Genomic DNA, 24,596 nt, shown 5'->3' with positions numbered 1-24,596 from the left:
GTATCACCGGGGCATGCGGTATCCACAAGGGGGCGGGCTGACCGCCGAACGCCAGCGGTTCCGCGAAGGTGTACGGGTTCCAGGCGGCGGAGCGTATGTAAGGCGAGTGCGGGGATCGCCAAGGACCTGCGGATCCGTGTCCGATCTGTGCAGCAATGGCAGCGGGGAGGGAGCGAGAGCAGCCCACGAGATCTGCGATCGCAGGGGCCAGCGTCGCTGCCGAGGCTCAGCCAGAAGCAGTGCAGGCAAAGACCTGGTCACAGCGCGGCCGGACCCCGGTGGTGCGGGTCCGTGGCCGTTCCCACAGGTCGATATCCATCACCGCGCCGACCTGCTACAAACCCGGCCACCGATCGAGGCTGATCCGGCCACGCTGGGACGACGGCCGGCACGACGGACGCAAGAGCTTCTCCTGGCGCGACTCCTGCTGACCGCCGCACACCAGCAGCGGCGGCCCGATCGCGCCCACACCGGGGCTGGTCAGTGGCACTACGGAAAAGCACTGTCCGGATACATAGAGTTGGGATAAAATTCGCACATGACCGCCCAGTCCCCTCTTGAATTCTCTGACCGTCTCGAGTACGTCGTCAACAGGCTCGGCATAGAGCCATGGATCACCGTCTATGAGTTCACAAAGGGTGAACGCGAGGAGGCAAGCTACTACTGCACGCTCGCTCGTCCCGAGGTTCTGGAAAGATGCCTTGCCAACACCTCGTGGGATCTACTTATCGGTCACGGGATGCCCGGCTTCTCGTTCTACGGTGACGGTCAGCATGAGTACCACCGCTTCGGCAGTGACGACGGGGTCGAGCCGTTCATTATCGACCGCGATTTCCATGGCCTGAAGCCGTCCTATCTTGAGCTGTCCGAGGAATTCAGGCATTTCCACAACCTCTACGAGGACCGAAAGAAGGGTGTCTTCATCGCCCTGGACGACAACGGTGACGACGTAGAAGTTGTCCGTATGGCGCCGCAGAAGGTCCAGGTTCGGTCGAAGTACCTCAAGGAATATTTGGCAGCCCGCGGCATGGTGATGCTGCTCTTCTTCGAGTTCGACCGCTGGTCCTCGAAGACGCTGGACGAGCTTGGGCTTGAAAAGCAGAACGTGGACGAGCAGGAGGCGAACTATCGGTACGTCCGGTGGGTAGACATGCTCCCCGGCATCACCGATCCTGCCCGCCGCACCATGGCTCGTCTCACGGGAAAGAAGGTTGTCAACGGTTCCGGCAACCCACTCCCTTCATGGGTGAGGGACCGTAGCGACCAGCAGTACGAGGAGTTCGTCATCGGGGTGGACGAGGAGGGGGGCAACATCCTCTACACCTGCGACGAGGAAGAGTTGGCAAACTACTTCGGCAAGAATCCTGGTTCGCCTCACTACTTGACACCCGTCTTCTTCAACAAGGCTGTCATGGCCAAGTACTACAGCGACCCGGCGAAGTACCGAGTTGAAGACAGTCACATTTACTGCGGTGGGTACTGGGGCTTGCGACTCGACAATAACCATCGGGACTACGTAGTCGTCTACCTGGGCGACCTCGGGAAGCTGTCTCACAAGGAACAGCTCTACTGGAAGAGCTTCAATGTCGTGCCTGACGGAGGCGTGAGCGACGTTGCGTACCGGCGCGGCATCCTGGGTGAATGGGCCGCTGCTGACGAACCAGCGCTTGCCTTCAAAGCCTCGTACGGGCGTTTCCGTGACGGCTGGCGTGAGCGTTTTGGCTGGGATCTGTTCAAGCCGCTCAAGCCGGAAGATGAGCACTACTGGGCAACCCTGCACGTACCTGCGAGCGAGAACCAGCGAGAGTTCGACGACCAGGTCATGTCGCTGTCGAAGGTTCTCGTCGAGCGGTTGAATGAACGCGAGATCGCCAAGCACATCACGGTCGAGCAGAACGAAAAGGGCATTACGAAGTTTCAGAAGTACCTAGATGGGATTGGGTTTCCCGACCGGCAGGAACTCATCACATTGCTACGTAATCTCAACGGTCTACGCAGCGGGCCGGCTCACGTGAAGGGGAGGGACTACCAGCGAGCTGCCGAGCACTTCTCTCTTGACGAGAAAGGCCTCGCTCAAGCGTTCTCAGACCTGCTCGTAAGAGCGACCGAACTCGTTAACAATCTGGGCACTTTCACGATGCCGAGCGGCGAACAGTGAGTCGTACGCGGTTGGCCTGAATGGCCTGAAGTCCCAGCCGCAGGGAGACGGAGCGTTCTGTTGAAATCAGTCATTGGGGGATGAGTGAGAGTCTGCTTTCTGATCAACGAAGGTTGGAGCTCGCCGGAGGCCGGAACCTGGGGATGGCTCACCATGAGGGAATCCCTGGTGCGAACATTCATGGAATCCGCTCCACGGCATAGGCGCCATGCCCGCTTTTCCACGGGAACTCTCCCACTGCGGCAGCTTGCCCAAGAGGTGGGCAGCACTGAAGCTGCAGCAAACAGCGTTCTCGGCGAGCACTGGGCAGTCTGGAGCACGTTCCTAGGGCCGGACCTTGCCAAGCACATCAAGTCATTTGATATCGCAGGGATGGTCGTGGAATCTCTGACTCCGTCGGACGCTCGCGCCATGCACATCCGGCTGAAGGACAGGGAGTGGTACCTGGGGGCAGTGCAAATTCGTCCGGAAATTTCGGAACACTGGGCGGTGTTCCTGAAGGGTATCCCGAGCAGGTTTCGGATCTTCGAAAACTCACTCTACTTGTTTCATAGAGGATATGAGTTGGAAGTCGAGGACAATCGAGATCATGTGGAATATCGCGAGTGGGAGGCTTCCAGTCTCTTCTCCTCCGTTCACTGGGAGGACTCCGGCGTACGGGAGACTATCTTTGATCCGTACGACAACATGCAGCACTTTCGCAGACTCGGCGAGGCGGATGAACTGCTTCACGGCCAGTTCTCATCCGCACTGGGTGAAACCCTGATGCGCTGCTCAGACCTGGACCCGACCCTCACTCAACGGCTGCATGCGGCCATCAAGGCGTTTGAGGGCCACGAGACGGCGGAAGAGCTGGCGCATGTGTCGTTGTCCTGCCGGCGGTTCACCGAAAAACTTGCGGACTGTCTCTATCCTCCACGTGAAGAAAAGGTAAACGGGAAAAGAGTCGGCCGGGCCGAGTACCGGAATCGCCTCTGGGCATACGTCGCGGAAAACGTCACCTCTGACACCACGCGAGAACTACTCGTCGCGAACGTCGAGGATTTGGGAAAGCGGATTGATAAGCTGGACAGCCTGAGCAATAAGGGGCTGCACTCTGACGTTTCGTCCTCGGATGTGAACCGGCTGTTGCTTTCGCTTCTCGTCGTGGCACATGACTTGATCTCGCTTCGCCCGCCCGGCGGTGCCTTCGCGTACGAACCGTACGAGACCACGATTCGTGCCTTTATGGAGGGGCTACGGCCACAACAAGAACGCCAGTCTCAGGATGACGAGGAATAGAACTGTCTACTGAAGGCTGAACTCGTGGTGTCGTGTCGTTGCTCATCTGAGTCTGATGGTCTGGCCGGTCTCGGCGAGGCAGCCGTCCATGAGGTCGCCGCAGTGGATGCGCCGTAAGCCGCGCCGGATGCGCTGGACGAGGTACTCAGGAGTGCTGAAGGCGACGTTGGAGAGCCAGCCGCGTCGCAGGAGGGACCAGATCCCCTTCGACGGGGTTGAGGTCCGGTGCGTGGGGCGGCAGGTGGTAGATCGTCAGCCAGTCCCGGGCTTCCGCGAACTCCCGCAGGTCGGCGGCCTTGTGGACGTTGAGGTTGTCCCAGATGGGCACGATCGGGCCGCCGACCTGCGGGAGGCGGCGGGCAGCAGGTCTTGGTAGTCGCGCCGGGAGAAGCTCTTGCGTCCGTCGCGCCGGCCGTCGTCCCGGCGTGGCCGGTACATCAGCCTCGACCGTTGCCCGGGTTTGTAGCAGGTCAGCGCAGTGATGGATATCCGCCTGTGGGAACGGCCACGGACCCACACCACCGAGGTCCGGCCGCGCTGTGACCAGGTCTTTGTCTGCGGCGGCGTCATGGAGATCCGGCCTCGTCGAGACCGACGAACCAGGCCCACCCGGGCAACTGGTTGAGTCGGCCAACCCAACCCGTCCTACCCTCGGATGTCGCCCGCGTCATCCAGCTCGCCCTCACCCGCGGCTGGACGCCACCCATCGACGGCCCACCGTTTCAACTCGATCTGTCAGCAGGCACTCACCAATCCTGATGCGGAGCCCACGCTGCCTGTCGGACTCAAGGTTGAGCAGGGTCCGGCATCCTGACCGGCATCACACCGAGGGCAAGGTTCACCATGGCGTCCGGCATTCGACCGAACCGGGCCAACCCGCTGTCGACGACATACAGCTCTCCCTGCTCGTCCAGGCCGAGAAACGAGCGGCCGTGATCGAGCTCGCCTAGCGGGAAGAGGCAGCGCCCGATGATCTCTCCCCACTCACCGAACCGGTCGTCCTCTCCCAGGGCCAGCAACGGGTCGAACTCGAAGGGCTCCCGAGCCCGGGTGATCCCGGGGCCGCCATAGCCAACAGCCAGCCCGCCGAACTCACGCAGAAACTTCTCTGCGGCGGGATGCATGCGAAAGCCTTCGGCTTCCAGGCGCTCGCGCCACCCCGCCGTGTCCACGACCCGGCCGGGATACCAGCCGGCCGCATCCAGCGTTTCCTCCACCTCGGCACACCAGCCGCCGACCTCGGGCGACGGACCGACCTGCCGCTCTTCCAGTCGGCGGGCAAAGAAAGCGACTGCCTCGGCCGGGTCGGTCGTCTCCAGCTCAACCCGGCTTCCGCTGGCGGGACTATCCACTACCCAGTACGCATCCGGGCGAGCAAAAAGAGCTGGAAGAGGCGCGTGGCCCCAATCTTCCCAATCATCCGAGAGTGAAAAGCTGAGCTGCTGCACCGAGATCCACGGGTACATCGCACGCAGCACCGGCTCCTCCCTGGCCGCCCTCAGCAACGGCGCCATCGAGGGCCGCTCCTCCGCCGACAAGGGATAGGACCTCAAGACCTTCACCCAGACATCGTCACGGCTCCGCGACACAGCTTCAGAATCCATCCGCTGACCTTGCATCACGCTTGGGAGTGGAGTCAATGGCAAAGAATCTCAGCAATTCAACCAACGGCCGGTCGCGATGCAACAGCAAGGCGATCAGGCTGCTGCTTGGGCACCGCAGCCTACCGAGCGGATCACTTCTCAGGGAGAATTAGCGGCACCCTCAACCTGCATCAGAATCCAGCTGCCGAAGGAGGGTCGCAATGTCGTCACACACTTCCTCAGGCCGGAAGGATCCAGCAACTGCGTGGGCAGAGACCTTGAATGCTCCGAGCACCTCCTTGGCCCGCATGTCAAGAATCGCAGCCGGCGCCGCAGACTTCTGGAAAGTCGGACCAATCGCGTAGGCGAACTCGTCACGAAGTCGGGACGACACCTCTTCCTCCGAAATCCCTGCAACTTCGGCAATGGCACGAGGATTAATCAGGTAGCCCTCAATATAACGCCTCCGCCATTTTCTAGCATTGAAGCCGGGGGGAGCTCCGTACCCCTTCTCTTCAAGAAGATCCCCTACAGATGCGATGGCCTCGTCATCACGATCCCTCAAACTGTAGGCAATCAGACCACTCACCTCTTCAGACAGCGCCTTGAAGACGTGCGCCCTCTCCTTGTGCGGGGCTGTCGTTTGCCAGGGAATCCAGTCCTCATGCCACTTAATTCCCAGGATCTCCGCAAATTTCTTCAGGATGGGAATATCGGAGGATCCTTCAACGAAGAGGATCCTCTTAGTTTTGCGTACACGGTCCAAACGGGGTGCATAGTCTGACCCGATGCCAGCTAGAAGACCTACCCTCTGCTCGTCCCTCGTCAGGTAGCCCGCCCCTTGCTTCCTCACCTGAAAGATTCTTTCATGACTGACATTCCGAAGAATTTCAGTCGAGTGCGTGGCAAGCAGGACTTGCTTTCCGGTTCGATTCGCGAGTTCTTCCAGCTGATCCACCATCTGAGCCTGGAGGGTCGGGTGCAGATGGGCGTCCGGTTCGTCCAGCAGTAGGACGTCTACATCGTCAGCGGTAGCAAGGGTAAAGACGCTCAGCCACTGCAAGAAGCCACTCCCCTCTACCATCAGGTCTCGGGGGTTATACCTGGGCCATCGCGTGAGTTTGTAGCCGTCCACATCCCCCTTTGAGACCTGCACATTGATATACGAGTGGTATTCCTCCCGGAACTCTCCGATGACGAGCTCGGCGGAGAACGTATTCCTCAGGGCATCCTGAAGGAGCTCCCAGGGGTCCGATTCGCGAAGGCGACGTAGGTCATTGTCGGCAATCTTCGACTTGCCCTGCCGCAGCTTCTCGCGCTCCCTCAGGTTAACCTGATGCATTTCAAGAAGGAGATTCCGCAGAACGGCACCAGCCAAGCCCTCCCCGATCCGCCGACGCCGCAAGGCGCCTACGATCCTGGCCTCCCTGGCGGCAATTCCTGCAAATGGGGGAAGCAGTGCCGCTGTTGGGACTCGATCTCCAGCATCAAGATTACTGGAAGTGGGTTTAATGAAGAGTCGATCATTCGCAAGAGAGAGCGCGAACTCTAGGTGCTTCTCTTCGTTCGCATCATCCCACTCGCAGCGAATTTTCAACGTGTAGCCGTCAGGGTCTGATTCCCCCTTGGCAGTCTTCAGGTTCGTCCACAGATGCTTGAGGGACGGGACGTTGATCGGCGAGAATTCGTCATCCCCGAGCCCGAACCCTTGGCGCCCCTCAGCCACAGCAAGGAATGCGTCCTCCCCTCGCTCCATCAGGGATGCAATCTTGCAGAACTCCCAAACTGCCAAACCGTGCAGAATGGACGACTTTCCGGAGTTATTTCCGCCCGCAAGGAAGGTGACGCTTGAGGGGCTAAAAGTGAATGTTGACTGGTTGAACTGCTTGAACCGCGTGAACTGGACCCTCTTTATCAATGCCGACTCTCCGTTGCCGCCTTCACTGCAGGAGGCAGAATCGTAGAGCCCACCTGCTCACTTCGTCTTGCGGTTCTGCACTCTCGTGCCACGCCCGGGGAAGGTTCTGCGAACGACCCCCACCCCAGAGCCGGACGGCCCCGGCCATCAACGCAAGGTCCGGGCTGGCCTTCGCCGCAAGGCCCTCGAAGCGAGGCTCCCACGATCGTGATGCCCCGCGCATCCGGCTCGAAGAGCCAGCACCACCTCTCACAGCTCCGCCCGGACATGCAAAGTTGATCTGGACAGTCTCAGGACGAACAGGCCAGCAGCTCTCTTCACTTCGCAGCTCGATGCCGGGGCAGGTTGCAGTATCAACCGTGACCGGACATGGGCGGGAGGATCAGCCGGTCCGGGGGGTGATGCGGACGTCGCCCGAGGTGGTCCGGGCCGAGAGGTGGGACGGGGCCGAGGTGTCGTCGGGGAGGGTGATGTCGCGGGCGCCGGAGGTGGTGGAGACCGCAAGGCGGTAGGGGGCGGTGGGGACCTGCAGGGTGACGTCGCCGGAAGTGGTCTCGGCGAGCACCGAGGCGGGTGCCTTCGCGAAGTCCACGCGGGTGTCGCCCGAGCCCGAGCGCACCGACGCGCTCGGACCGGACAGCCCGGTGGCGGTGATCCCACCCGAGCTGGTGCTGATCCGCAGCGGGCCGGCGATGCCCTCGGCCCGGACATCGCCGGAGTCCGCCTCCACCTCGGCGGCGGCCACGCCCGCCACGGTGATGTCGCCGCTGTCGCTCTCCAGCGTGACCTTCGCGGTGGCGGGGACCGCCGCCGTGGTGAGGGAAGTCATGCCTCGATCCTCCGGCGCCGGAGCCGCCCGGCCGATGGTGCCGGTACCCGGATCCGGGGTCGGGTTACCCCCCGTCCCGGCACGGCCGAACCGGGGGCGGGGCCACCGCCGTTCGACACTCGGCCGTCCCGCCGTCCCGCCGTCCCGCCGTTCGGCCGTTCGGCCGTGCAGGGTCGTTACCTCCTCATCCGTACGCGTGACGCGAGGATGCGGGCCCGGCTCCTGGGCAGAGGTGGCTGCGGCACACGTTCCCACCCGTAGAAAGACCAGCTCATGCGTCTCCGCTCCGCCTTCACCGCCGCTCTCGGCGCCGCCCTGCTCCTCGTCGCCGTCCCGGCCTCCGCCTCCGCAGCCTCCGGGCGGTTCATCTACGAGTACGTGACCGTCGAGGGCAACGAGGCCTCCGGCTTCCTCAACGACCCGGCGGACGACCAGTGCTTCAACCTGCCCGGTGTCGGCCAGGAGAACCCCGAGCCCGGCCACTCGCCGAGGAACCGCACCGACGCCTGGGCGACGGTCTTCGCCGACACCGACTGCGAGGGTCCCTCCTTCCGCCTGCGCCCGTACACCGGCGGGGCGTCAGAGCGGCTGAAGGTCCGGTCGGTCGTCTTCGGCTGATCCGCCCGCCCCGGCCGGGGCGGGGGCCGGGCCGGTGGCGACCGGACGCCGCGGGGAGGGCAGGCCCCACTCGCTCCAGGACCCGTCGTACACCGCCAGGTCGCGGTAGCCGGCGAGGTCGGCGCCGAGGGCCAGTACGCAGGCGGTCACTCCGGAGCCGCAGCTGAACCGGAGGCGTTCACGGCCGCCCGCGGCCGCTTCGAAGGCCGCGCGGAGTTCCGCGGCGGGGCGCATCAGGCCGTCGGGGCGCTGGAGTTCGCCGAACGGCAGGCTGACGGCGCCCGGCATGTGGCCGCCGCGCAGGCCGGGACGGGGTTCGGGGGCGGTGCCCTCGAAGCGTTCGCGGGTACGGGCGTCGAGGACGGCCGCGGCCGGGTCGGCGAGGGCGGCGGCGACCTCCTCGGCGTCGGTCAGCAGGCCCGGACGGGGCCGGGCGGTGAAGGAGCCGCGCGGGCCCTCGTACCGCGGGCCGCCGTCCTCGACAGGCAGGCCGGCGGCCGTCCAGGCGGGAAGTCCGCCGTCGAGTACGGCGGCCCGGTCGAAGCCCATGGCGCGCAGCATCCACCAGGCGCGGGCGCTGGAGTAGACGCCGGCGCCGTCGTAGACGACGACGGTGTCGGTGTCGTCGAGGCCGAGGGACCTCAGCGCCTCGGTGAACTCGGCGGCGCCGGGCATGGTGTGCGGGGCGGGGGCCGCGTGGTCGGAGAGGGCTCCGTCGAGGTCGAAGGGGCGGGCGCCCGGGATCCGCCGGCCGGCGGCGCGGTGGGTGCCGACGGAGGCGTCGAAGACGACCAGTCCGGGCTCACCCAGCCGGGCGGCCAGCCAGTCGGCCCCGACCAGTGGTCCGGGCTCGCGGCGGGACACGGGGTGGTCGGACGTGGGCATAACGGCACCTCCTGGGTCGGCGGGCCGCACCCGGCCCGCCGGCTGCGCGACGCGGTCACCCCATCCTCCGCCCCACCCCCGCCCACCCCTCCCCCGGCCCCCTCCCCCGACGCACGACCGCACCCGGGGGCCGGGAACGGCGGCGGCCGGCCCCCGACCGGGCCCGGGCCTTGGTCCGCCGGGCTGCGCTACGGGGGCGGGCAGTTGCCTCGGGGGGTGTACAGGGCGATGCGGGCGCCTCGGACTTCGGTGACCGAGCAGAGGTCGAAGTGGCTTGCCAGTACCTCACGCTTGGCCGCCTCGCGTGGGTACGGGTCCAGCGGCTGGTCCGCCGGGTCCAGCAGGGCGATCACGCGGGGCGACGCGAGCAGGCCCGCGCGGATCCGCTCCGGGGGGAGCTCGGTGCCCTGGAGGCTGTGCGAGGCGGTCGGTCCGGCGGCGAGGGCGGGGTCGCGCAGTCCCTCGTAGACCTCCGGCGAGGACAGCAGCCACTCGCGCCTGCGGGACGGCATGAAGACGACCGCGTCCCCCGGGCGGGCCCGCTCCCGTACCGCGGCGGCCACCGCGAGGACGTCGTCCTTGCGGCTCTCCGGCGTGCGCAGCCAGGCCGACCAGATGCCGAACGGCACGAGGAGGGCGCCCGCCAGCACCCACGGCCACCGCCCGCGGGCGGCGGCCAGCCGTGCGCCCGCCAGCAGGGCGGGCCCGGCGAGCGCGTAGAGCACGTACCGGTCGACGTACCAGGGGTTGAGCAGCGAGACCACCATCAGCAGTCCGGGCGGCAGCAGTACGAGCGGCAGCGCCACCCGGACGAGGTCCCTCGGCGCGCCCCGCGCGAGCAGCAGGCAGGCGCCGCCCACCACGGCGTACGCGGCCCAGTCCTGCCAGCTCGGCCGGCCGAGCCAGCCGAGCTGCTGGTGCGCCTGGCGCACGCTCACCGCGGCGAGCGGCAGCAGCAGGGCGGCGACGGTCGCGGCGCTCCACCGCCAGCCGCGCGCGTGCCGGGCGGTGAAGGCGTGGGCGAGCAGCGCCAGCGCGGCGAACTCGTGCAGCCAGCAGCCGGCCAGCAGCACGACGGTGTAGGCGACCCAGCGCTCGCGGAGCATCAGGTACGTCGCCCACACCACGGCGGCCGCGACCAGCGCGTACGAGCGGCCTTCCTGGGCGTACATCTGGACGGGCGGCAGTACGGCGTACACGCAGCCGGCGACGAGCGCGGCCCGCTCCCCCACGAGCCGGTGCGCGACGGCGGCCACCCCGGCGGCGGCGAGGGCGGTGGCGGCGACGGAGGGCAGCCGCAGCGCCCACAGGCCGCCGTCCCAGGCCTGGAACACCCCGTGCATGAGGACGTAGTACAGGCCGTGCACGGCGTCGACCCGGCCGAGGAGGTCCAGGATCGCGCCGGGCGAGCGGTGCGCGACCTGCCAGGTGACGGACTCGTCGCGCCACATGCTGCCGCCCCGTTCCAGGCCCCATAGGCCGAGGGCCGCAGCGAGCAGCGGCGGGAGCAGGCGCCATGGCGCGATGCGGCGGATGGCGGCCTCCTGGAGCTGTCGGAAAGCTGTCGGATCGGGGGTGCGGACTCCATACTCGGGGGTGGACCCGAGTCTCCGCGGAGGTGGGTGTGCGCACGTTCCGGACGGTGGTGGCGGTACTTCTGGGCGCGGTGGTCCTGGCGGGGTGCGGACCGTCCGGTTCCGGGGGCGACGACGCGCCGCCGAAGGGTTCCGGAGCGCCGGGCACCATCAGTACGAGCGCCGGTACCACCGCCGGTACGAGCCCCGGCACGGGTCCGGGCGCGAGCCCCACCCCGAGCGAGAGCCCGAGTACGAGCGCCGTGCCCGCCCCCGGCGAGACCCTGGTCCGGGTCACCCGCAGCGGCGGTTTCGCCGGCGAGACCCACACCCTCGTCGTGAAGGGCGACGGCTCGTGGTCCCGGCTGGACGCGAAGGCGAAGGCGGAGGGCACCGGGAAGCTGTCGGAGCGGGAGCTGGCGGCCCTGCGCACCGTGCTCCGGGAGGCGGACTTCCCCGGCCGGCCAAGGATCGCGACAGGCGGCCCGAAGATCTACGACGGGTTCTTCTACGCCTTCGCGCACGGCGGGTACGAGGTCGCGGGCGAGCAGGGGTCCCTGCCTCCGGAGCTGGTCAGGGTGGTGGAGGCGCTGCCTGCGTTCACCGCCGGCTGAGCTCGGGCAGCAGCCGGTCCGGGAACCCGCGCAGCCGGGTCCGCATCAGCTCCCGCGTTCCGTGGCGGCCGTCGCCACCACCCGGCCGACCACCCGGCCGACCACCCGGCCCGGTGTGCCGAACGACACGCCCGACCCGGTCTTCCCGCACGGTCACGGACCGGCCTTGTAGGCCCCCTCCAAGAGGGATCCGACGAGGTCACAGCCGGTGGGGCAGCTGACCGCGCCACCCGCCGGACGCCGGTCCCGCAGGGGGTCCGGCACCCGGTACAACCCATTCCATTTGCTGAGGTCCAGCGCATATGCCGTGTCCGAACCCCACGTAGCCGCAGGCCGGAGCCTCCTCTACGCTGCACCCCATTCAGCGGGATCTTCAGGGGCGGACATGGAACAGACACACACCACCCACACCGGCGCCGCGGCAACGCCCGGCGCCCAGCGGCGTGTGCTCGTCGTCGAGGACGACCGCACCATCGCGGAGGCCATCGCGGCCCGGCTGCGCGCCGAGGGCTTCCAGGTACAGACGGCCACCGACGGTCCCGCGGCCGTCGCCGCGGCGGAGAGCTGGCTGCCCGAGCTGCTGGTCCTCGACGTCATGCTGCCCGGCTTCGACGGGCTGGAGGTCTGCCGCCGGGTCCAGGCGCAGCGCCCGGTCCCGGTGCTGATGCTCACCGCCCGGGACGACGAGACCGACATGCTGGTCGGCCTGGGCGTCGGCGCCGACGACTACATGACGAAGCCGTTCTCCATGCGCGAGCTGGCGGCACGGGTGCACGTCCTGCTGCGGCGGGTGGAGCGGGCCACGATCGCCGCGCACACCCCGCGCGGCGCCACCCTGCGCCTGGGCGACCTGGAGATCGACCACGCGCAGCGCCGGGTCCGGGTGCAGACGGAGGACGTCCACCTGACCCCGACCGAGTTCGACCTGCTGGTGTGCCTGGCCGGGACCCCGCGGGCGGTGCTCTCCCGGGAGCAGCTGCTCGCCGAGGTCTGGGACTGGGCCGACGCCTCCGGAACCCGTACGGTCGACAGCCATATCAAGGCCCTGCGGCGGAAGATCGGCGCCGAGCGGATCCGTACGGTCCACGGCGTCGGGTACGCCCTGGAGACCCCGGCCCAGCCGTGAACGGCCGGGCGGAGGGGCCTCGCCAGCGCCAGCGGTCCCCCGGGGGGCTGCGGCCCTTCTCGCCGTTCTCGATCAAGACCAAGCTCGGCACGCTCGTGGTGGTCTCGGTCTTCATCACGACCGGGCTGCTGCTGGTGGCCCTGCGCACGGACACCGAGCTGCGGTTCATCACCGTCTTCTCGGTGATCGCCTCGATGCTGATCACCCAGTTCGTGGCGCACAGCCTGACGGCGCCGCTGGACGACATGACGACGGTGGCCCGGGCGATATCCCACGGCGACTTCACACGACGGGTACGGGGCGCCGGGCGTCGCGACGAGCTGGGCGACCTGGCCTCCACGATCAACCTGATGGCGGACGACCTGGAGGCGGTGGACCGGCACCGCAAGGAGCTCGTCGCGAACGTGTCGCACGAGCTGCGCACACCGATCGCCGCGCTGCGGGCGGTGCTGGAGAACGTGGTCGACGGGGTCTCGGCCGCCGACCCGGAGACCATGCGCACCATGCTGAAACAGACCGAGCGCCTCGGCCGGCTCGTGGAGACCCTGCTGGACCTGTCCCGGGTGGACAACGGCGTGGTGCCGCTGAGGGCCCGCCGCTTCGAGGTGTGGCCGTATCTGTCCGGGGTGCTGAAGGAGTCGGGGCTGGCTGCCGCCGGGCGGCCGGGGCTGCTCTCCGGTTCCGGCGGGCACACCCGTAACGACGTGCACCTGCACCTGGACGTCTTCCCGCCCGATCTGTGCGCGTACGCGGACGCCGAACGCCTGCACCAGGTGGTGGCCAACCTGATCGACAACGCGGTCAAGCACAGCCCCCCGCACGGCCGGGTCACCGTCCGGGCCCGGGCCGGCGACGTGCCCGGCAGCCTGGCGCTGGAGGTCCGCGACGAGGGCCCCGGCATCCCGGAGGCCGAGCGCCACCGGGTCTTCGAGCGGTTCAACCGGGGGAGCGCCCGCGGCGGCGACGGCGGCACCGGACTGGGCCTGGCGATCGCCCGCTGGGCCGTGGAACTGCACGGCGGCCGGATCGGAGTGGCCGAATCGTCACGTGGCTGCCGCATCCTCGTCACGCTTCCGGGCAGCTCGCAGGTCTCGTGTTGACGTAGGGTTCGACTGGGAAGGACATGATCTCGGCCACACGTACCCGGGGTCCGTCAGGGGTGCGAAGCCAAGGGGGCCGCAACCTCGGTGCCCCCTACCCGAACCAGGCTCGTTTCCCGCCATTCCACGTCATGAAACCCGCCGTTCGATGTGACCTGCACGACGTAAGTCCCGCCCGGCCTGCATGCAGCGGCCGAGGAGGCGTAGCCTTTATTCCCGCTGTCCATACCTTGTGAAGCGGAAGAGGGCGGTTGCCGCCGTGTCGCCACAGTCCCCCAGTAACTCGAGCACCACGACCGAAGCAGCAGAGGGCGGGAAGAACCCTGCCTCAGGCTTCGGCGCGAATGAGTGGCTCGTCGACGAGATCTATCAGCAGTACCTCCAGGACCCGCAGTCGGTCGACCGGGCCTGGTGGGACTTCTTCGCCGACTACAAGCCGGGGGGCGCTGCCGCTCCGGTGACGTCGGCCGGTCCCGACAGGTCCACGCCGACGGACGGCGCCTCCGCACAGGCCGCCAGCGCCGTCGCCGGGACCCCGCAGGTCGCCGACGCCGCCACGGGGGCGGCGGTCGCCGCGCCCGCACCCACCGCGACGCCGACTCCTCCGCCTGTGTCAGCTCCTGCCCCTGCTCCTGCCATCCCCTCTGGTGCCCCTGCTGTGACTGTCACCTCCCAGGCCCCGGCCGCCGCACCGGCCGCGCCCGCCCCCGCTTCCGTAGCCCCGCAGAAGGCCGCGCCCGCCACCGAGGCCCCCGCGGGCCCCGAGCTGGTGACGCTCCGCGGCCCGGCGGCAGCCGTGGCCAAGAACATGAACGCCTCCCTCGACGTGCCGACGGCCACCTCCGTCCGCGCCGTCCCGGTGAAGCTGCTGTTCGACAACCGCATCGTCATCAACAACCACCTCAAGCGGGCCCGGGGCGGGAAGATCTCCTTCACGCACCTCATCGGCTACGCGATGGTCCAGGCCATCAAGGCCATGCCGTCGATGAACCACTCCTTCGCGGAGAAGGACGGCAAGCCGACCCTGGTCAAGCCCGACCACGTGAACTTCGGCCTCGCCATCGACCTGGTGAAGCCCAACGGCGACCGCCAGCTCGTCGTCGCCGGCATCAAGAAGGCCGAGACCCTCAACTTCTTCGAGTTCTGGCAGGCCTACGAGGACATCGTCCGCCGCGCCCGCGTCGGCAAGCTGACGATGGACGACTTCACCGGCGTGACCTGCTCCCTCACCAACCCCGGCGGCCTGGGCACCGTCCACTCCGTGCCCCGCCTGATGCCCGGACAGTCGGTCATCATGGGCGTCGGCTCCATGGACTACCCCGCCGAGTTCCAGGGCACCTCGCAGGACACCCTGAACAAGCTGGGCATCTCCAAGGTCATGACCCTGACCTCGACCTACGACCACCGGGTCATCCAGGGCGCGGCCTCCGGCGAGTTCCTGCGCATCGTCGCGAACCTGCTGCTCGGCGAGAACGACTTCTACGACTCCGTCTTCGAGTCGCTGCGCATCCCGTACGAGCCGGTCCGCTGGAACCGCGACATCGACGCCAGCCACGACGACGACGTCACGAAGGCCGCCCGCGTCTTCGAGCTGATCCACTCCTACCGGGTCCGCGGCCACGTCATGGCCGACACCGACCCGCTGGAGTACAAGCAGCGCAAGCACCCCGACCTCGACATCACCGAGCACGGCCTCACCCTGTGGGACCTGGAGCGCGAGTTCGCCGTCGGCGGCTTCTCCGGCAAGTCGATGATGAAGCTGCGCGACATCCTCGGCGTGCTGCGCGACTCGTACTGCCGCACCACCGGCGTCGAGTTCATGCACATCCAGGACCCCAAGCAGCGCCGCTGGATCCAGGACCGCATCGAGCGCCCGCACACCAAGCCGGAGCGCGAGGAGCAGCTGCGCATCCTGCGCCGCCTGAACGCGGCGGAGGCCTTCGAGACCTTCCTGCAGACGAAGTACGTCGGCCAGAAGCGCTTCTCCCTGGAGGGCGGCGAGTCCGTCATCCCGCTGCTCGACGCCGTCATCGACTCGGCCGCCGAGGCCCGCCTCGAAGAGGTCGTCATCGGCATGGCCCACCGCGGCCGCCTGAACGTCCTGGCGAACATCGTCGGCAAGTCCTACGCGCAGATCTTCCGCGAGTTCGAGGGCAACCTCGACCCGAAGTCCATGCACGGCTCCGGCGACGTCAAGTACCACCTGGGCGCCGAGGGCACCTTCACCGGCCTCGACGGCGAGCAGATCAAGGTCTCGCTCGTCGCGAACCCCTCCCACCTGGAGGCGGTCGACCCGGTCCTGGAGGGTGTCGCCCGCGCCAAGCAGGACGTCATCAACAAGGGCGGCACGGACTTCACGGTCCTCCCGCTCGCGCTCCACGGCGACGCGGCCTTCGCCGGCCAGGGCGTCGTCGCCGAGACGCTGAACATGTCGCAGCTGCGCGGCTACCGCACCGGCGGCACCGTGCACGTGGTCATCAACAACCAGGTCGGCTTCACCGCCGCCCCGGAGTCCTCGCGTTCCTCGATGTACGCGACCGACGTGGCCCGCATGATCGAGGCGCCGATCTTCCACGTGAACGGCGACGACCCGGAAGCGGTCGTGCGCGTTGCCCGTCTGGCCTTCGAGTTCCGCCAGGCGTTCAACAAGGACGTGGTCATCGACCTCATCTGCTACCGCCGCCGCGGCCACAACGAGTCCGACAACCCGGCCTTCACGCAGCCCCTGATGTATGACCTGATCGACAAGAAGCGCTCGGTGCGCAAGCTGTACACCGAGTCCCTCATCGGTCGCGGCGACATCACCCTGGAAGAGGCCGAGCAGGCGCTCCAGGACTTCCAGGGCCAGCTGGAGAAGGTCTTCGCGGAGGTCCGCGAGGCCGCCACGCAGCCCGCGGTCTCCGCGGCGCCTGCGCCCGACCAGGCCGACTTCCCGGCCGCGGTGAACACCGCGATCTCCCAGGACGTCGTCAAGCGGATCGCCGAGTCCCAGGTCAACATCCCCGAGGGCGTCACCGTCCACCCGCGTCTGCTGCCGCAGCTGCAGCGCCGCGCGGCGATGATCGACGAGGGCACCATCGACTGGGGCATGGGCGAGACCCTCGCCTTCGGCTCGCTGCTGATGGAGGGCACCCCGGTCCGGCTGTCCGGCCAGGACTCCCGCCGCGGCACCTTCGGCCAGCGCCACGCGGTCCTCATCGACCGGGAGACCGGCGAGGACTACACCCCGCTGCTGTACCTGTCGGACGACCAGGCCCGCTACAACGTCTACGACTCGCTGCTCTCCGAGTACGCGGCCATGGGCTTCGAGTACGGCTACTCGCTGGCCCGTCCGGACGCGCTGGTCCTCTGGGAGGCCCAGTTCGGTGACTTCGTCAACGGCGCCCAGACCGTCGTCGACGAGTTCATCTCCTCCGCCGAGCAGAAGTGGGGCCAGACCTCCGGCGTCACCCTGCTCCTCCCCCACGGCTACGAGGGCCAGGGCCCGGACCACTCGTCCGCCCGCCCGGAGCGCTTCCTCCAGCTGTGCGCGCAGAACAACATGACGGTGGCCATGCCCACGCTCCCGTCGAACTACTTCCACCTCCTGCGCTGGCAGGTCCACAACCCGCACCACAAGCCGCTGGTCGTCTTCACGCCGAAGTCGATGCTGCGTCTGAAGGCGGCGGCGTCGAAGGCGGAGGAGTTCACGAGCGGTTCGTTCCGTCCGGTCATCGGTGACACCACGGTGGACGCGAACGCGGTCCGCAAGGTCGTCTTCTGCGCCGGCAAGGTCTACTACGACCTGGAGGCCGAGCGCGAGAAGCGCGGCATCACGGACACCGCGATCATCCGCATCGAGCGCCTGTACCCGCTCCCGGGTGCGGAGCTCCAGGCCGAGATCGCCAAGTTCCCGAACGCGGCGAAGTACATCTGGGCCCAGGAGGAGCCGGCGAACCAGGGTGCGTGGCCGTTCATCGCGCTGAACCTGATCGACCACCTCGACCTGGCGGTCGGCGCGGACGTCCCGGCGGGCGAGCGCCTGCGGCGCATCTCGCGCCCGCACGGCTCGTCCCCGGCGGTGGGCTCCGCGAAGCGCCACCAGGCGGAGCAGCAGCTCCTCCTGGACGAGGTCTTCGAGGCGTAACCCTCGCAGCACCAGCAGCACACGGAAGGCCCGGACCCCACGGTGGGGTCCGGGCCTTCCGGCCATGCGGGAAGCGGGCTACGGGGGGCTGGATCCGCTGGGCCGGTAGTCAGTGACGTGCTATGGGTTTCCCGTTACTCCCGTCGTCTCTCCGTGTCGGGCCGGCCCGACAAGGGCGGCCGGGGCGCCTCGAATCGCTACGCGCTTCGTCCTGACCGCGTCCGGCTCTTGTTCGGGGCTCGTATCAACGGGCCGGTGCAACGGAAAAGGATTCGCCCGCATACAGCGGCTTCTCTACCCTGAGGCGAAGCGGGGGTGCGCACTTCCGCAGGTTGAAGTGCCGTGGCAGAGCGGCCCATTGCGATCGACGTGGCGGAGGTCCCTTCCACGGCGACTGACGGGGACGGAGCGGACCTGCTCCCACCTGTCCGCGGGTTCGAATCCCGTCGGCACCGCAACCGACCTGAGCCAGGCGGATATCGTCTCGGCATGACACACGAGTTCGACCTCGCTGCCTTGCTCGCTGACGGAGAAGCGCGTAGCGATTTCGGGTTCGGCCCTAGCCGCCGTATGGGTTGATGATGCGGTGCGGTCGGCGGGCTGTCGCGATGACGTTCTGCGGGAACTGCGGGCCGGCGATGTAGTGGCGGCCTTTGGTCTGCCCTACCGCGGTCAGCACGCCCGCCTTCGTCAGCGACTGCAGGTCCCGGGTCGCCTGCTGCGTGTTGATCGCCTCCTGCCGCTCGTACCGTGAGCGCCGTACCCGGTTCACCATGGCCACCTCGTGCAGGGCAGTGACCTGCCGCTCGCTGATTCCATGTGTCTCGGCATGCTCCATCAGCTCGATCCAGACCCGGTTCGAACGGTCGACCCGATGCTGCACCCGCTGCGCCTGCTCGTGGTAGGCGCGCAGGTTGAACTTGATCCAAGGCAGGGTGTCGCGCTCGGGCGAGTACACGGGCCCGCCGACCTCTCGCAGCACCTTGTAGTACTCCCAGGTGTTGCCGGGCATCCCCAGCCACTCCTCGATCGAGGAGAATTCCGGCGCCAGGACGCCGCCACGGGCGATCAGCAGAGTCTGCAGAGACCGGGACATGCGACCGTTCCCGTCGGACCAAGGGTGGATCTTCACGAGGTTCAGATGAGCCATCGCAGCCCGGATCAGGACATGCGCCCCGGTGTCACCCTCGTTGAGCCAGTCCACCAGCTCGGCCATCAGCCCCGGCACGAGTTCGTGGTCGGGGCCGTCGTAGTCGGTGGCGAGCTCGTCCCCTGGTGCAGTGATCCGGATGGAGGTCTTGCGCCACTGCCCGGCCGTGCGCAGCGGGTGGTGCTGGCCTTGGAGCATCCAGTGCAGGGCGTTCAGCAGTTCCTTGTTGTACCGGAAGTCCTCGACGTCGTGAAGCGACTGGATGTAGGTCATCGCCTGCTGGTAGGCGAGGGTCTCTGCCTTGTTCTCCTCGCTCGCGTCCACCTCGCGCTCTCCGTCCATCAGGTCCGCGACGTCCTTCGCGTCGACCCGATAGCCCTCGATGGTGTTCGATGCCGCGATCGCGCTCGCGGTGAGTGCCTTGCGAAGGTCCTGGGTCCACTTCATCGGCGCCTGCTGCACCGCGTCACGCAGGCGCTCACGCAGGCCGTCCACCTCTTCCAGGATCCGGAGGTCGAGGGAATCAAGGGCCGGCGTCTCATACAACATGCTTCAATGATACCCGCTTCCTATCATTTCAGTGAGCGTGTCGTCGGGGAACCACCGCGAACGAAGGCGCCCTGGCGGGACCGGCACGGCCAGGAGCGCGGCGCCCGCGTACGCCCGTACACACAGCGCCCTACGGCTGGGGTTCGAAGTCCCAGTACGGCCTTGCCCGTTGTTTGGCCGAGACCGTGTGGACGTGCTGGGGGCCCAGGGTGCGGGTCAGGCCCTTGATGCCCGCGTCCTCGTGTTTGCCCGCCTCCGTGTCCTCCCGTACCGACCGCAGGTCCGCCGCCAGGGCGATCTGGGCGCTCAGCGTCATCGGGTGGTCCGGGCCCAGGACGCGTTCGGCGGTGCGCAGGGTCTCCCGGCTCAGGTCCAGCGCGTCCTCCAGCCGCCCGGTGATGTTGCGGTGTCCGGTGGCGTTGAGGGCGCAGCCCAGCGTCCAGGGGTGCCGGCCGCCGAGGGCGCCGCGCATGCCCACCAGTGCCTGCTCCGCGAGGGAGAGGCCCTCGACCCGTTCGCCCTGCGCCCGCAGGACCAGGCCGAGGTTGCCGACGGTGCCGATGCTGTACGGGTGGGCGAGGCCGAGCTGTGACTGGTAGCCGCGGACGACGTCCTCGGAGATCCGGCGGGCCTCGCCGATGTCCCCGTACTCCCTGAGGTACGTGGCGTAGTCGGAGGCGACCATCAGCGTCCAGGGGTAGTCCACGCCGAAGACCCGCGTCGCCCGCTCCCAGACGGTCCGCAGCCGCAGGCCCGCGCCCGGGATGTCGCCGGAGCGGCGCAGGCACAGGCCGAGGTTGTGCTCGGCGCGCAGGGTCTGGGGGTGGCCGAGCCCGAGCACCTGGGTGTTGAGCTTGACGCCCTGCTCCTGCCGGGTCTGGGCCTCCCGGTAGCGGCCCATGAGCCGCAGGCCCATGGCGCAGGCGATGCCGGAGGCGAGGGTGGAGATGTGCAGGGGCATCAGGACCCGTTCGCGGCGGCGCAGGGTGTCCAGGTCGAGGTCGTAGGCGTCCTGGTAGCGGCCGAGCAGCCGGTAGGTGGCGGCGAGGTTGTTCTGGGCGTCGAGGGTGATGGAGTCGTCCTCGCCGAGGAGCTCGCGGTAGGTGGCCAGGCAGTGCTCGAAGATCTCGCGGGCCGGTTCGAACTTGGCGATGCACAGCAGGACGCCGCCGTAGGCGCTGGTGGCGCGCAGGCTCTCCAGGTCCTGGTCGCCGCGTTCCCCGGTGATGCGGTCGGCGACCGACCGGGTGAGGATCTCGGCGCGGCGGAACAGGCCGAGGTTGCGCAGGGAGTTGCCGTACTGGTAGCTGAGCTCGCGGACCTTGGGGTGGTCCTCGCCGAGCCTGGCCCGCCAGATCTGGTCGGTCTCCTCGCACAGCCGCAGACAGGAGCGGTACTCCCCCGCGAGGATCAGGTAGCGCAGGCAGTGCAGCAGGAAGTTCTGGATCCGCGGGTTGCTGCTGGTGATGACCCCGGAGGGGGCCAGGTGCGGTACGAGTTCGGCGTAGCGGGGCCAGAGCCGGGAGTCGGAGGGCCGGCCGGGGTCGGCGGCGGCGAGGACCTGGCGGACGGCGCGGGCCAGGGGTTCGGCCTCGTTCTCGGAGAGGTCCTCGCGGACGATGCCGTGGACCATGCGGTGCAGTTGTACGGTTTCCAGCCCGCCGCCGCCCTCCTCCACGGGGAGGTCGGAGTACTCCAGCCGTACGACGGAGAACTGGACGAGTTTGTTGAGGGCGGCGTTCCAGCGGATCTGGTCGTTGATGAGGCCGGCGAGCTGTTCGGGTACGTCGTCGGCGGGGAATTCGCGCAGCAGGCGCAGCGGAACCGGGCCGGGTGCGAAGAAGACGAACAGCCGCAGCAGGGCGAGGGCGTCGGGGAAGTTCTCCCGGACGTTGTTGAGGAGTATGGCGAGGGCCGTGGGGAAGGGCAGCGGGTAGTCCTCGGAGAGGGTGACGGCCTCGCGGGAGTCCATGCGGCGCTGGAGCAGGGCCAGGTAGTCGCCGACGGGCAGGGGTGAGTCCGCGAGCCAGCCGGCGGTCTGGTCGAGGGCGAGAGGGTAGTCCTCCAGGGCCTCGGCGAGCTGGTCGGCCTCGTCGGCAGTGAGGCGCAGCGCGCGGCGGCGGATGAAGGTGATGGACTCGGGGCGGGCGTAGAGGGGGACCTCGACGAGGCTGGTGTGCCGGGCGGCCCATTCGCGGTTGCGGGAGGTGATGATGACGTCGCCGGCGCCGCCGGAGGGCAGCAGGTCGATGAGGTCGTCGGGGTTGTCGCAGCCGTCGAAGACCATCAGCCACCGGCTGTACGGGGTGCCGCGGCGCAGCGCTTCGAGGACGGCCCGGATCTGCTCGCCGTAGCTGCCGGCGCCGCGCGGGAGGCCGAGGGCGGGGGCGAGGTCGGCGAGACGTTCGCGCAGGGTGGGCCGGTCCTCGGCGGGGACCCACCACACGACGTCGTACTCGGAGGCGAAGCGGTAGGCGTATTCGGTGGCGACCTGTGTCTTGCCGACGCCGGAGAGGCCGAGAAGGGTGACGGTGGACGCGCCCGGCGGGGCTTCGGCGAGGGCCTGGCGCAGGGTGCCGATGACGTCGTTGCGGCCGGTGAAGCGGGGGTTGCGGCGGGGGACGCGGCCCCAGATCTCGGGCGGGTCGTTGGGGAAGCGGGGGCCCCGGCGGCCGGTCTCGGTGCCGATGCGCTCGGTGGGCAGTTCGAGGCGGCGCAGCACGCGGTATTCGGCCTCGTACGCGTCCAGGCCCCACAGGTCGGTCTTCTCCAGGACGGCGACGGCGCTGGGCAGGGGTGCGTCGGTGAGGCAGACGGCGGCGAACCGGTCCGGGTGGTCGTCCGTGACGGCGCGCAGGGCTGTGTTCCACTCCTGGTCGGTGTGAGTGCCGGCGGAGAAGTAGCGCTCGCTGAGGACGAGAAGGACGCGGCTGCCGGAGCGGGCGAGGTCGTCGAGGGCCTGGGTGAGGCCTGGACTGTTCTGCGGGTCCCAGCGCTGGAGGGCGACGCGGTGGCCGTGTTCCTCCAGGCGGTGGGCGATCCATACGGCCCAGGGGCGGTTGAAGCCGGCGAAGCTGATGACGAAACGCTGCGGCGCCTGAGCCGGCCGGGGTGCCTGGGGCTGCTGGGGTGCCTGGGCCTGCTGCAGCTGTTGGGAAGGGTGCGGCTGATGCGGCTGCGGGGGCTGCTGGGGCTGTTGCGGCTGCTGGGGCTGTTGCGCCGATTCGCGGTCCTGCCTGCTACCGGTGGTCATGCGGCCGTCTCCCTGGGCTGCGGGCAGTGGACGGGACTGAAAAGGTACCGCAGCGGACGGCCCGTCAGACCTGTGCGAACGGGGCGAGTTCGGGGTGCGCCTCGCACCAGGCGCGGCGCTCGCGGTCGACGGCCCGGCGGGCGGCGGCGTGCTGGTCGCCGGGGGGCGGGAGCTCGTCCATGGCCCGTTCGGCGGCGGCCATCGCATCGGTGAACTCCCGGCCCGCGGAGGTCAGTCGGTCGTGCGCCCGCAGGACGGGCAGGACGGCGGCGACCTGGGCCCGGGTCCGGGCGTGCTGGGCCCAGGCGCCGCGGGCGCCGTAGAGGGCGGCGCGCTGCCAGTACCCGGCCAGGGCCAGGTGGGCGTAGGCGCCGTGCAGAAGCCCTTCCAGGGGGCGTGGGTCGCTGCGCCAGGGGGCCCAGTGGCGGGGCACGGCGTCGGCGGTGTGCAGGGTCAGGACGTCGGCGAGGGCGGTCAGTTTGCCGTGCTGGACCTCGTGGACGAGGGTCGCGGCGAGCGCGGGCGGGGCCTGCGCGCGGGCCAGCACGGAGCCGGCGGCCGCGGGGAGGGTGGCGCCGCTGGACCGGGACCCGCCGGCCAGCGGTACGAGGGATCGCAGCAGTTGCGCGGTCTCCTCGGCCCGTACGGTGTCGTAGCGCTCGAGCAGGGTGAGGGCGCCCGACCACTGGGTGTCCCACCGTTTGTGGCCCTTGGGTGTGAGGCGGCGGGCCGGGCGCAGGGGGGCGGGCTGGGCGGGGCCGGGGGCCCTGTAGGGGTCGAGGTCGTCGAGGGCGGTGCGGCCCCCGGGCAGGGCGTGCAGGGGCAGCGTGCCGGGGTCCTCGGGGTCCCAGGACCGCTGGGTGAGGACGAGCGGACCCGGGCGGTCCGGGCGCAGCAGGCCGAGGGTGGGCAGGACGAGGCGGCCGTGCACGGGCCGCAGGGTGTGCGTGAAGGGGATCCCGGCGCGCAGGGCGGCGGCCGCGGCGAGGGCGCCGAGGTGGGCGAGGTCCGCGGGCGGGCCGTAGGGGGCGTGCAGCCGGCGCAGGGTCTCCTCGGCCCAGACTCCGGTGGCCGGGTAGTGGAGTACGTCGCGTACGGCGTCCGGGTCGCGGCGTTCGGCCTCCTCCAGCAGGGCCCAGTGGTCGGCGGTCCGGCCGGACCGGCCGCAGGGCGCCGCGTCGAGGACGGCGCGGAGCAGGACGAGCCGCTTGGAGCGGCGTACGTCGCGCACCAGGCGCGTGCCTTCCGGGGAGGGCTCGGCGGAGGCGAGGGCGCGCAGGGTGTCGGTGGACACCGTGAAGGCGGCGAGGGCGGCGGTCATGAGGCGGCCGCCGGGGGGCGGGCGGCGCGCTGTACGGCGGTGGCGATGTGCCGGATCAGTACCTGGAGGTCGGCGCAGTAGACGGACGGCTGCCGGAAGCCCTCGCCGGCCCGGTAGCGGTGCGGGTAGTGGCCGCCGCCGCACACCTCGACGAGTTCGCAGGAGCGGCATACGGCGGCGAGCGCGTCCCGGCCGAGCTGGCGGGCCGCGAACCCGGGGTGGTCGAGGAGCTGGTCGAAGCTGTGGGTGTCGAGGGCCATGCCGGTGGTGGCGGCCCCCTCGTACGCGGATTTCAGCGAATCGGCCTGTTCGATGGAGCCGTCGGTCTCGATGACGGCGGTGGCGGCGGGCGCGAGCCCGAGGGTCTCGGTGGTGGCGGGCAGGCCGAGCAGCAGGGCGATGATCTCCTCGAAGAGCCGGATGCGGGTGCGGTGCCGTCCGTCGTGCCACCAGCGCTCGAAGACGGCGAGGAGCCAGTCGGCGTACGGGGTCCCGGTCCCGCCGGGGCGGG

General features: G+C 68.8%; 15 protein-coding genes, 1 tRNA gene and 3 pseudogenes. 9 read left to right on the top strand and 10 right to left on the bottom strand.

The window, feature by feature from the left end:
- Window positions 1-13: 13 nt before the first annotated feature.
- The 3 genes and pseudogenes from AAT21_RS40130 to AAT21_RS08670 all read left to right on the top strand — a co-directional run.
- Window positions 14-422: pseudogene (locus AAT21_RS40130) on the top strand (IS630 family transposase); the annotation flags it as partial.
- A gap of 116 nt (window positions 423-538) precedes the next feature.
- A complete protein-coding gene (locus AAT21_RS08675; RefSeq protein WP_046776131.1) occupies window positions 539-2,158 on the top strand; it encodes a hypothetical protein in 1,620 nt (539 codons plus the stop codon).
- A 258-nt stretch (window positions 2,159-2,416) separates the two neighbouring features.
- Window positions 2,417-3,439, top strand: a complete 1,023-nt coding sequence (locus AAT21_RS08670) for an LSm family protein (RefSeq protein WP_167350566.1) — start codon at window positions 2,417-2,419, stop codon at window positions 3,437-3,439.
- Between the two features lie 42 nt (window positions 3,440-3,481).
- On the opposite strand, the pseudogene AAT21_RS35265 reads toward AAT21_RS08670, so the two are convergent.
- From AAT21_RS35265 to AAT21_RS08650, 4 genes and pseudogenes are all read right to left on the bottom strand, one after another.
- A pseudogene (locus AAT21_RS35265) lies at window positions 3,482-4,071 on the bottom strand (transposase); the annotation flags it as partial.
- 153 nt (window positions 4,072-4,224) lie between these two features.
- A complete protein-coding gene (locus AAT21_RS35255; RefSeq protein ID WP_268768167.1) occupies window positions 4,225-5,043 on the bottom strand; it encodes an SUKH-3 domain-containing protein in 819 nt (272 codons plus the stop codon).
- 160 nt (window positions 5,044-5,203) lie between these two features.
- Window positions 5,204-6,940: an AAA family ATPase gene (locus AAT21_RS34370; RefSeq protein WP_079025521.1), complete on the bottom strand. Its 1,737-nt coding sequence runs from the start codon at window positions 6,938-6,940 to the stop codon at window positions 5,204-5,206.
- 382 nt (window positions 6,941-7,322) lie between these two features.
- Complete coding sequence (locus AAT21_RS08650) at window positions 7,323-7,769, bottom strand: DUF4097 family beta strand repeat-containing protein (RefSeq protein ID WP_052757697.1); 447 nt, start codon at window positions 7,767-7,769, stop codon at window positions 7,323-7,325.
- 273 nt (window positions 7,770-8,042) lie between these two features.
- Here AAT21_RS08650 and AAT21_RS08645 point away from each other — a divergent pair, with 273 nt between their 5' ends.
- Window positions 8,043-8,387, top strand: a complete 345-nt coding sequence (locus AAT21_RS08645) for a hypothetical protein (RefSeq protein WP_046776128.1) — start codon at window positions 8,043-8,045, stop codon at window positions 8,385-8,387.
- Here AAT21_RS08645 and AAT21_RS08640 read toward each other — a convergent pair.
- Window positions 8,349-9,272: a sulfurtransferase gene (locus AAT21_RS08640; RefSeq protein ID WP_079025520.1), complete on the bottom strand. Its 924-nt coding sequence runs from the start codon at window positions 9,270-9,272 to the stop codon at window positions 8,349-8,351. The genes AAT21_RS08645 and AAT21_RS08640 overlap by 39 nt on opposite strands.
- A 188-nt stretch (window positions 9,273-9,460) precedes the next feature.
- Complete coding sequence (locus AAT21_RS08635) at window positions 9,461-10,723, bottom strand: glycosyltransferase family 39 protein (protein WP_052757696.1); 1,263 nt, start codon at window positions 10,721-10,723, stop codon at window positions 9,461-9,463.
- A 191-nt stretch (window positions 10,724-10,914) separates the two neighbouring features.
- Here AAT21_RS08635 and AAT21_RS08630 point away from each other — a divergent pair, with 191 nt between their 5' ends.
- The 5 genes from AAT21_RS08630 (at window position 10,915) to AAT21_RS37390 (ending at window position 18,267) form a co-directional block, all read left to right on the top strand.
- Window positions 10,915-11,460 (top strand): hypothetical protein, encoded by a 546-nt coding sequence (locus AAT21_RS08630; RefSeq protein ID WP_157879653.1) that lies wholly within the window; start codon window positions 10,915-10,917, stop codon window positions 11,458-11,460.
- Between the two features lie 385 nt (window positions 11,461-11,845).
- Window positions 11,846-12,586 (top strand): response regulator transcription factor, encoded by a 741-nt coding sequence (locus tag AAT21_RS08625; protein WP_030028984.1) that lies wholly within the window; start codon window positions 11,846-11,848, stop codon window positions 12,584-12,586.
- Window positions 12,583-13,686 (top strand): HAMP domain-containing sensor histidine kinase, encoded by a 1,104-nt coding sequence (locus AAT21_RS08620; RefSeq protein WP_412180303.1) that lies wholly within the window; start codon window positions 12,583-12,585, stop codon window positions 13,684-13,686. Before AAT21_RS08625 ends, AAT21_RS08620 begins: the two co-directional genes overlap by 4 nt.
- Window positions 13,687-13,945: 259 nt before the next feature.
- Entirely contained in the window at window positions 13,946-17,812 is a 3,867-nt protein-coding gene (locus AAT21_RS08615) for a multifunctional oxoglutarate decarboxylase/oxoglutarate dehydrogenase thiamine pyrophosphate-binding subunit/dihydrolipoyllysine-residue succinyltransferase subunit (RefSeq protein ID WP_046777172.1), read from the top strand.
- 337 nt (window positions 17,813-18,149) lie between these two features.
- A tRNA-Gly gene (locus AAT21_RS37390) sits at window positions 18,150-18,267 on the top strand.
- Window positions 18,268-18,371: 104 nt separating this feature from the next.
- Here the strand turns inward: AAT21_RS37390 and AAT21_RS08610 are convergent.
- From AAT21_RS08610 to AAT21_RS08595, 4 genes and pseudogenes are all read right to left on the bottom strand, one after another.
- Window positions 18,372-19,511, bottom strand: a complete 1,140-nt coding sequence (locus AAT21_RS08610) for a Fic family protein (protein ID WP_046776125.1) — start codon at window positions 19,509-19,511, stop codon at window positions 18,372-18,374.
- A gap of 130 nt (window positions 19,512-19,641) precedes the next feature.
- Window positions 19,642-22,764 carry an FxSxx-COOH system tetratricopeptide repeat protein gene (fxsT, locus tag AAT21_RS08605; protein WP_079025518.1) on the bottom strand — a complete coding sequence of 1,041 codons (3,123 nt, stop codon included), beginning with the start codon at window positions 22,762-22,764 and terminating at the stop codon, window positions 19,642-19,644.
- A 64-nt stretch (window positions 22,765-22,828) separates the two neighbouring features.
- Window positions 22,829-24,085 (bottom strand): HEXXH motif domain-containing protein, encoded by a 1,257-nt coding sequence (locus AAT21_RS08600; protein WP_079025517.1) that lies wholly within the window; start codon window positions 24,083-24,085, stop codon window positions 22,829-22,831.
- Window positions 24,082-24,596: pseudogene (locus AAT21_RS08595) on the bottom strand (FxsB family cyclophane-forming radical SAM/SPASM peptide maturase); the annotation flags it as partial. The pseudogene AAT21_RS08595 and the gene AAT21_RS08600, both read right to left, overlap by 4 nt.

Origin of the sequence: Streptomyces yangpuensis (assembly GCF_001005295.1) — a bacterium.
Taxonomy (GTDB): domain Bacteria; phylum Actinomycetota; class Actinomycetes; order Streptomycetales; family Streptomycetaceae; genus Streptomyces; species Streptomyces yangpuensis.
This window is presented reverse-complemented; position numbering and strand designations above follow the sequence as displayed.

Coding starts and splice junctions, on each gene's coding strand:
- AAT21_RS08675 (WP_046776131.1), top strand. CDS start 539: ATGACCGCCCAGTCCCCTCTTGAATTCTCTGACCGTCTCGAGTACGTC.
- AAT21_RS35255 (WP_268768167.1), bottom strand. CDS start 5,043: ATGGATTCTGAAGCTGTGTCGCGGAGCCGTGACGATGTCTGGGTGAAG.
- AAT21_RS08650 (WP_052757697.1), bottom strand. CDS start 7,769: ATGACTTCCCTCACCACGGCGGCGGTCCCCGCCACCGCGAAGGTCACG.
- AAT21_RS08645 (WP_046776128.1), top strand. CDS start 8,043: ATGCGTCTCCGCTCCGCCTTCACCGCCGCTCTCGGCGCCGCCCTGCTC.
- AAT21_RS08640 (WP_079025520.1), bottom strand. CDS start 9,272: ATGCCCACGTCCGACCACCCCGTGTCCCGCCGCGAGCCCGGACCACTG.
- AAT21_RS08635 (WP_052757696.1), bottom strand. CDS start 10,723: ATGTGGCGCGACGAGTCCGTCACCTGGCAGGTCGCGCACCGCTCGCCC.
- AAT21_RS08625 (WP_030028984.1), top strand. CDS start 11,846: ATGGAACAGACACACACCACCCACACCGGCGCCGCGGCAACGCCCGGC.
- AAT21_RS08610 (WP_046776125.1), bottom strand. CDS start 19,511: ATGTTGTATGAGACGCCGGCCCTTGATTCCCTCGACCTCCGGATCCTG.
- fxsT (WP_079025518.1), bottom strand. CDS start 22,764: ATGACCACCGGTAGCAGGCAGGACCGCGAATCGGCGCAACAGCCCCAG.
- AAT21_RS08600 (WP_079025517.1), bottom strand. CDS start 24,085: ATGACCGCCGCCCTCGCCGCCTTCACGGTGTCCACCGACACCCTGCGC.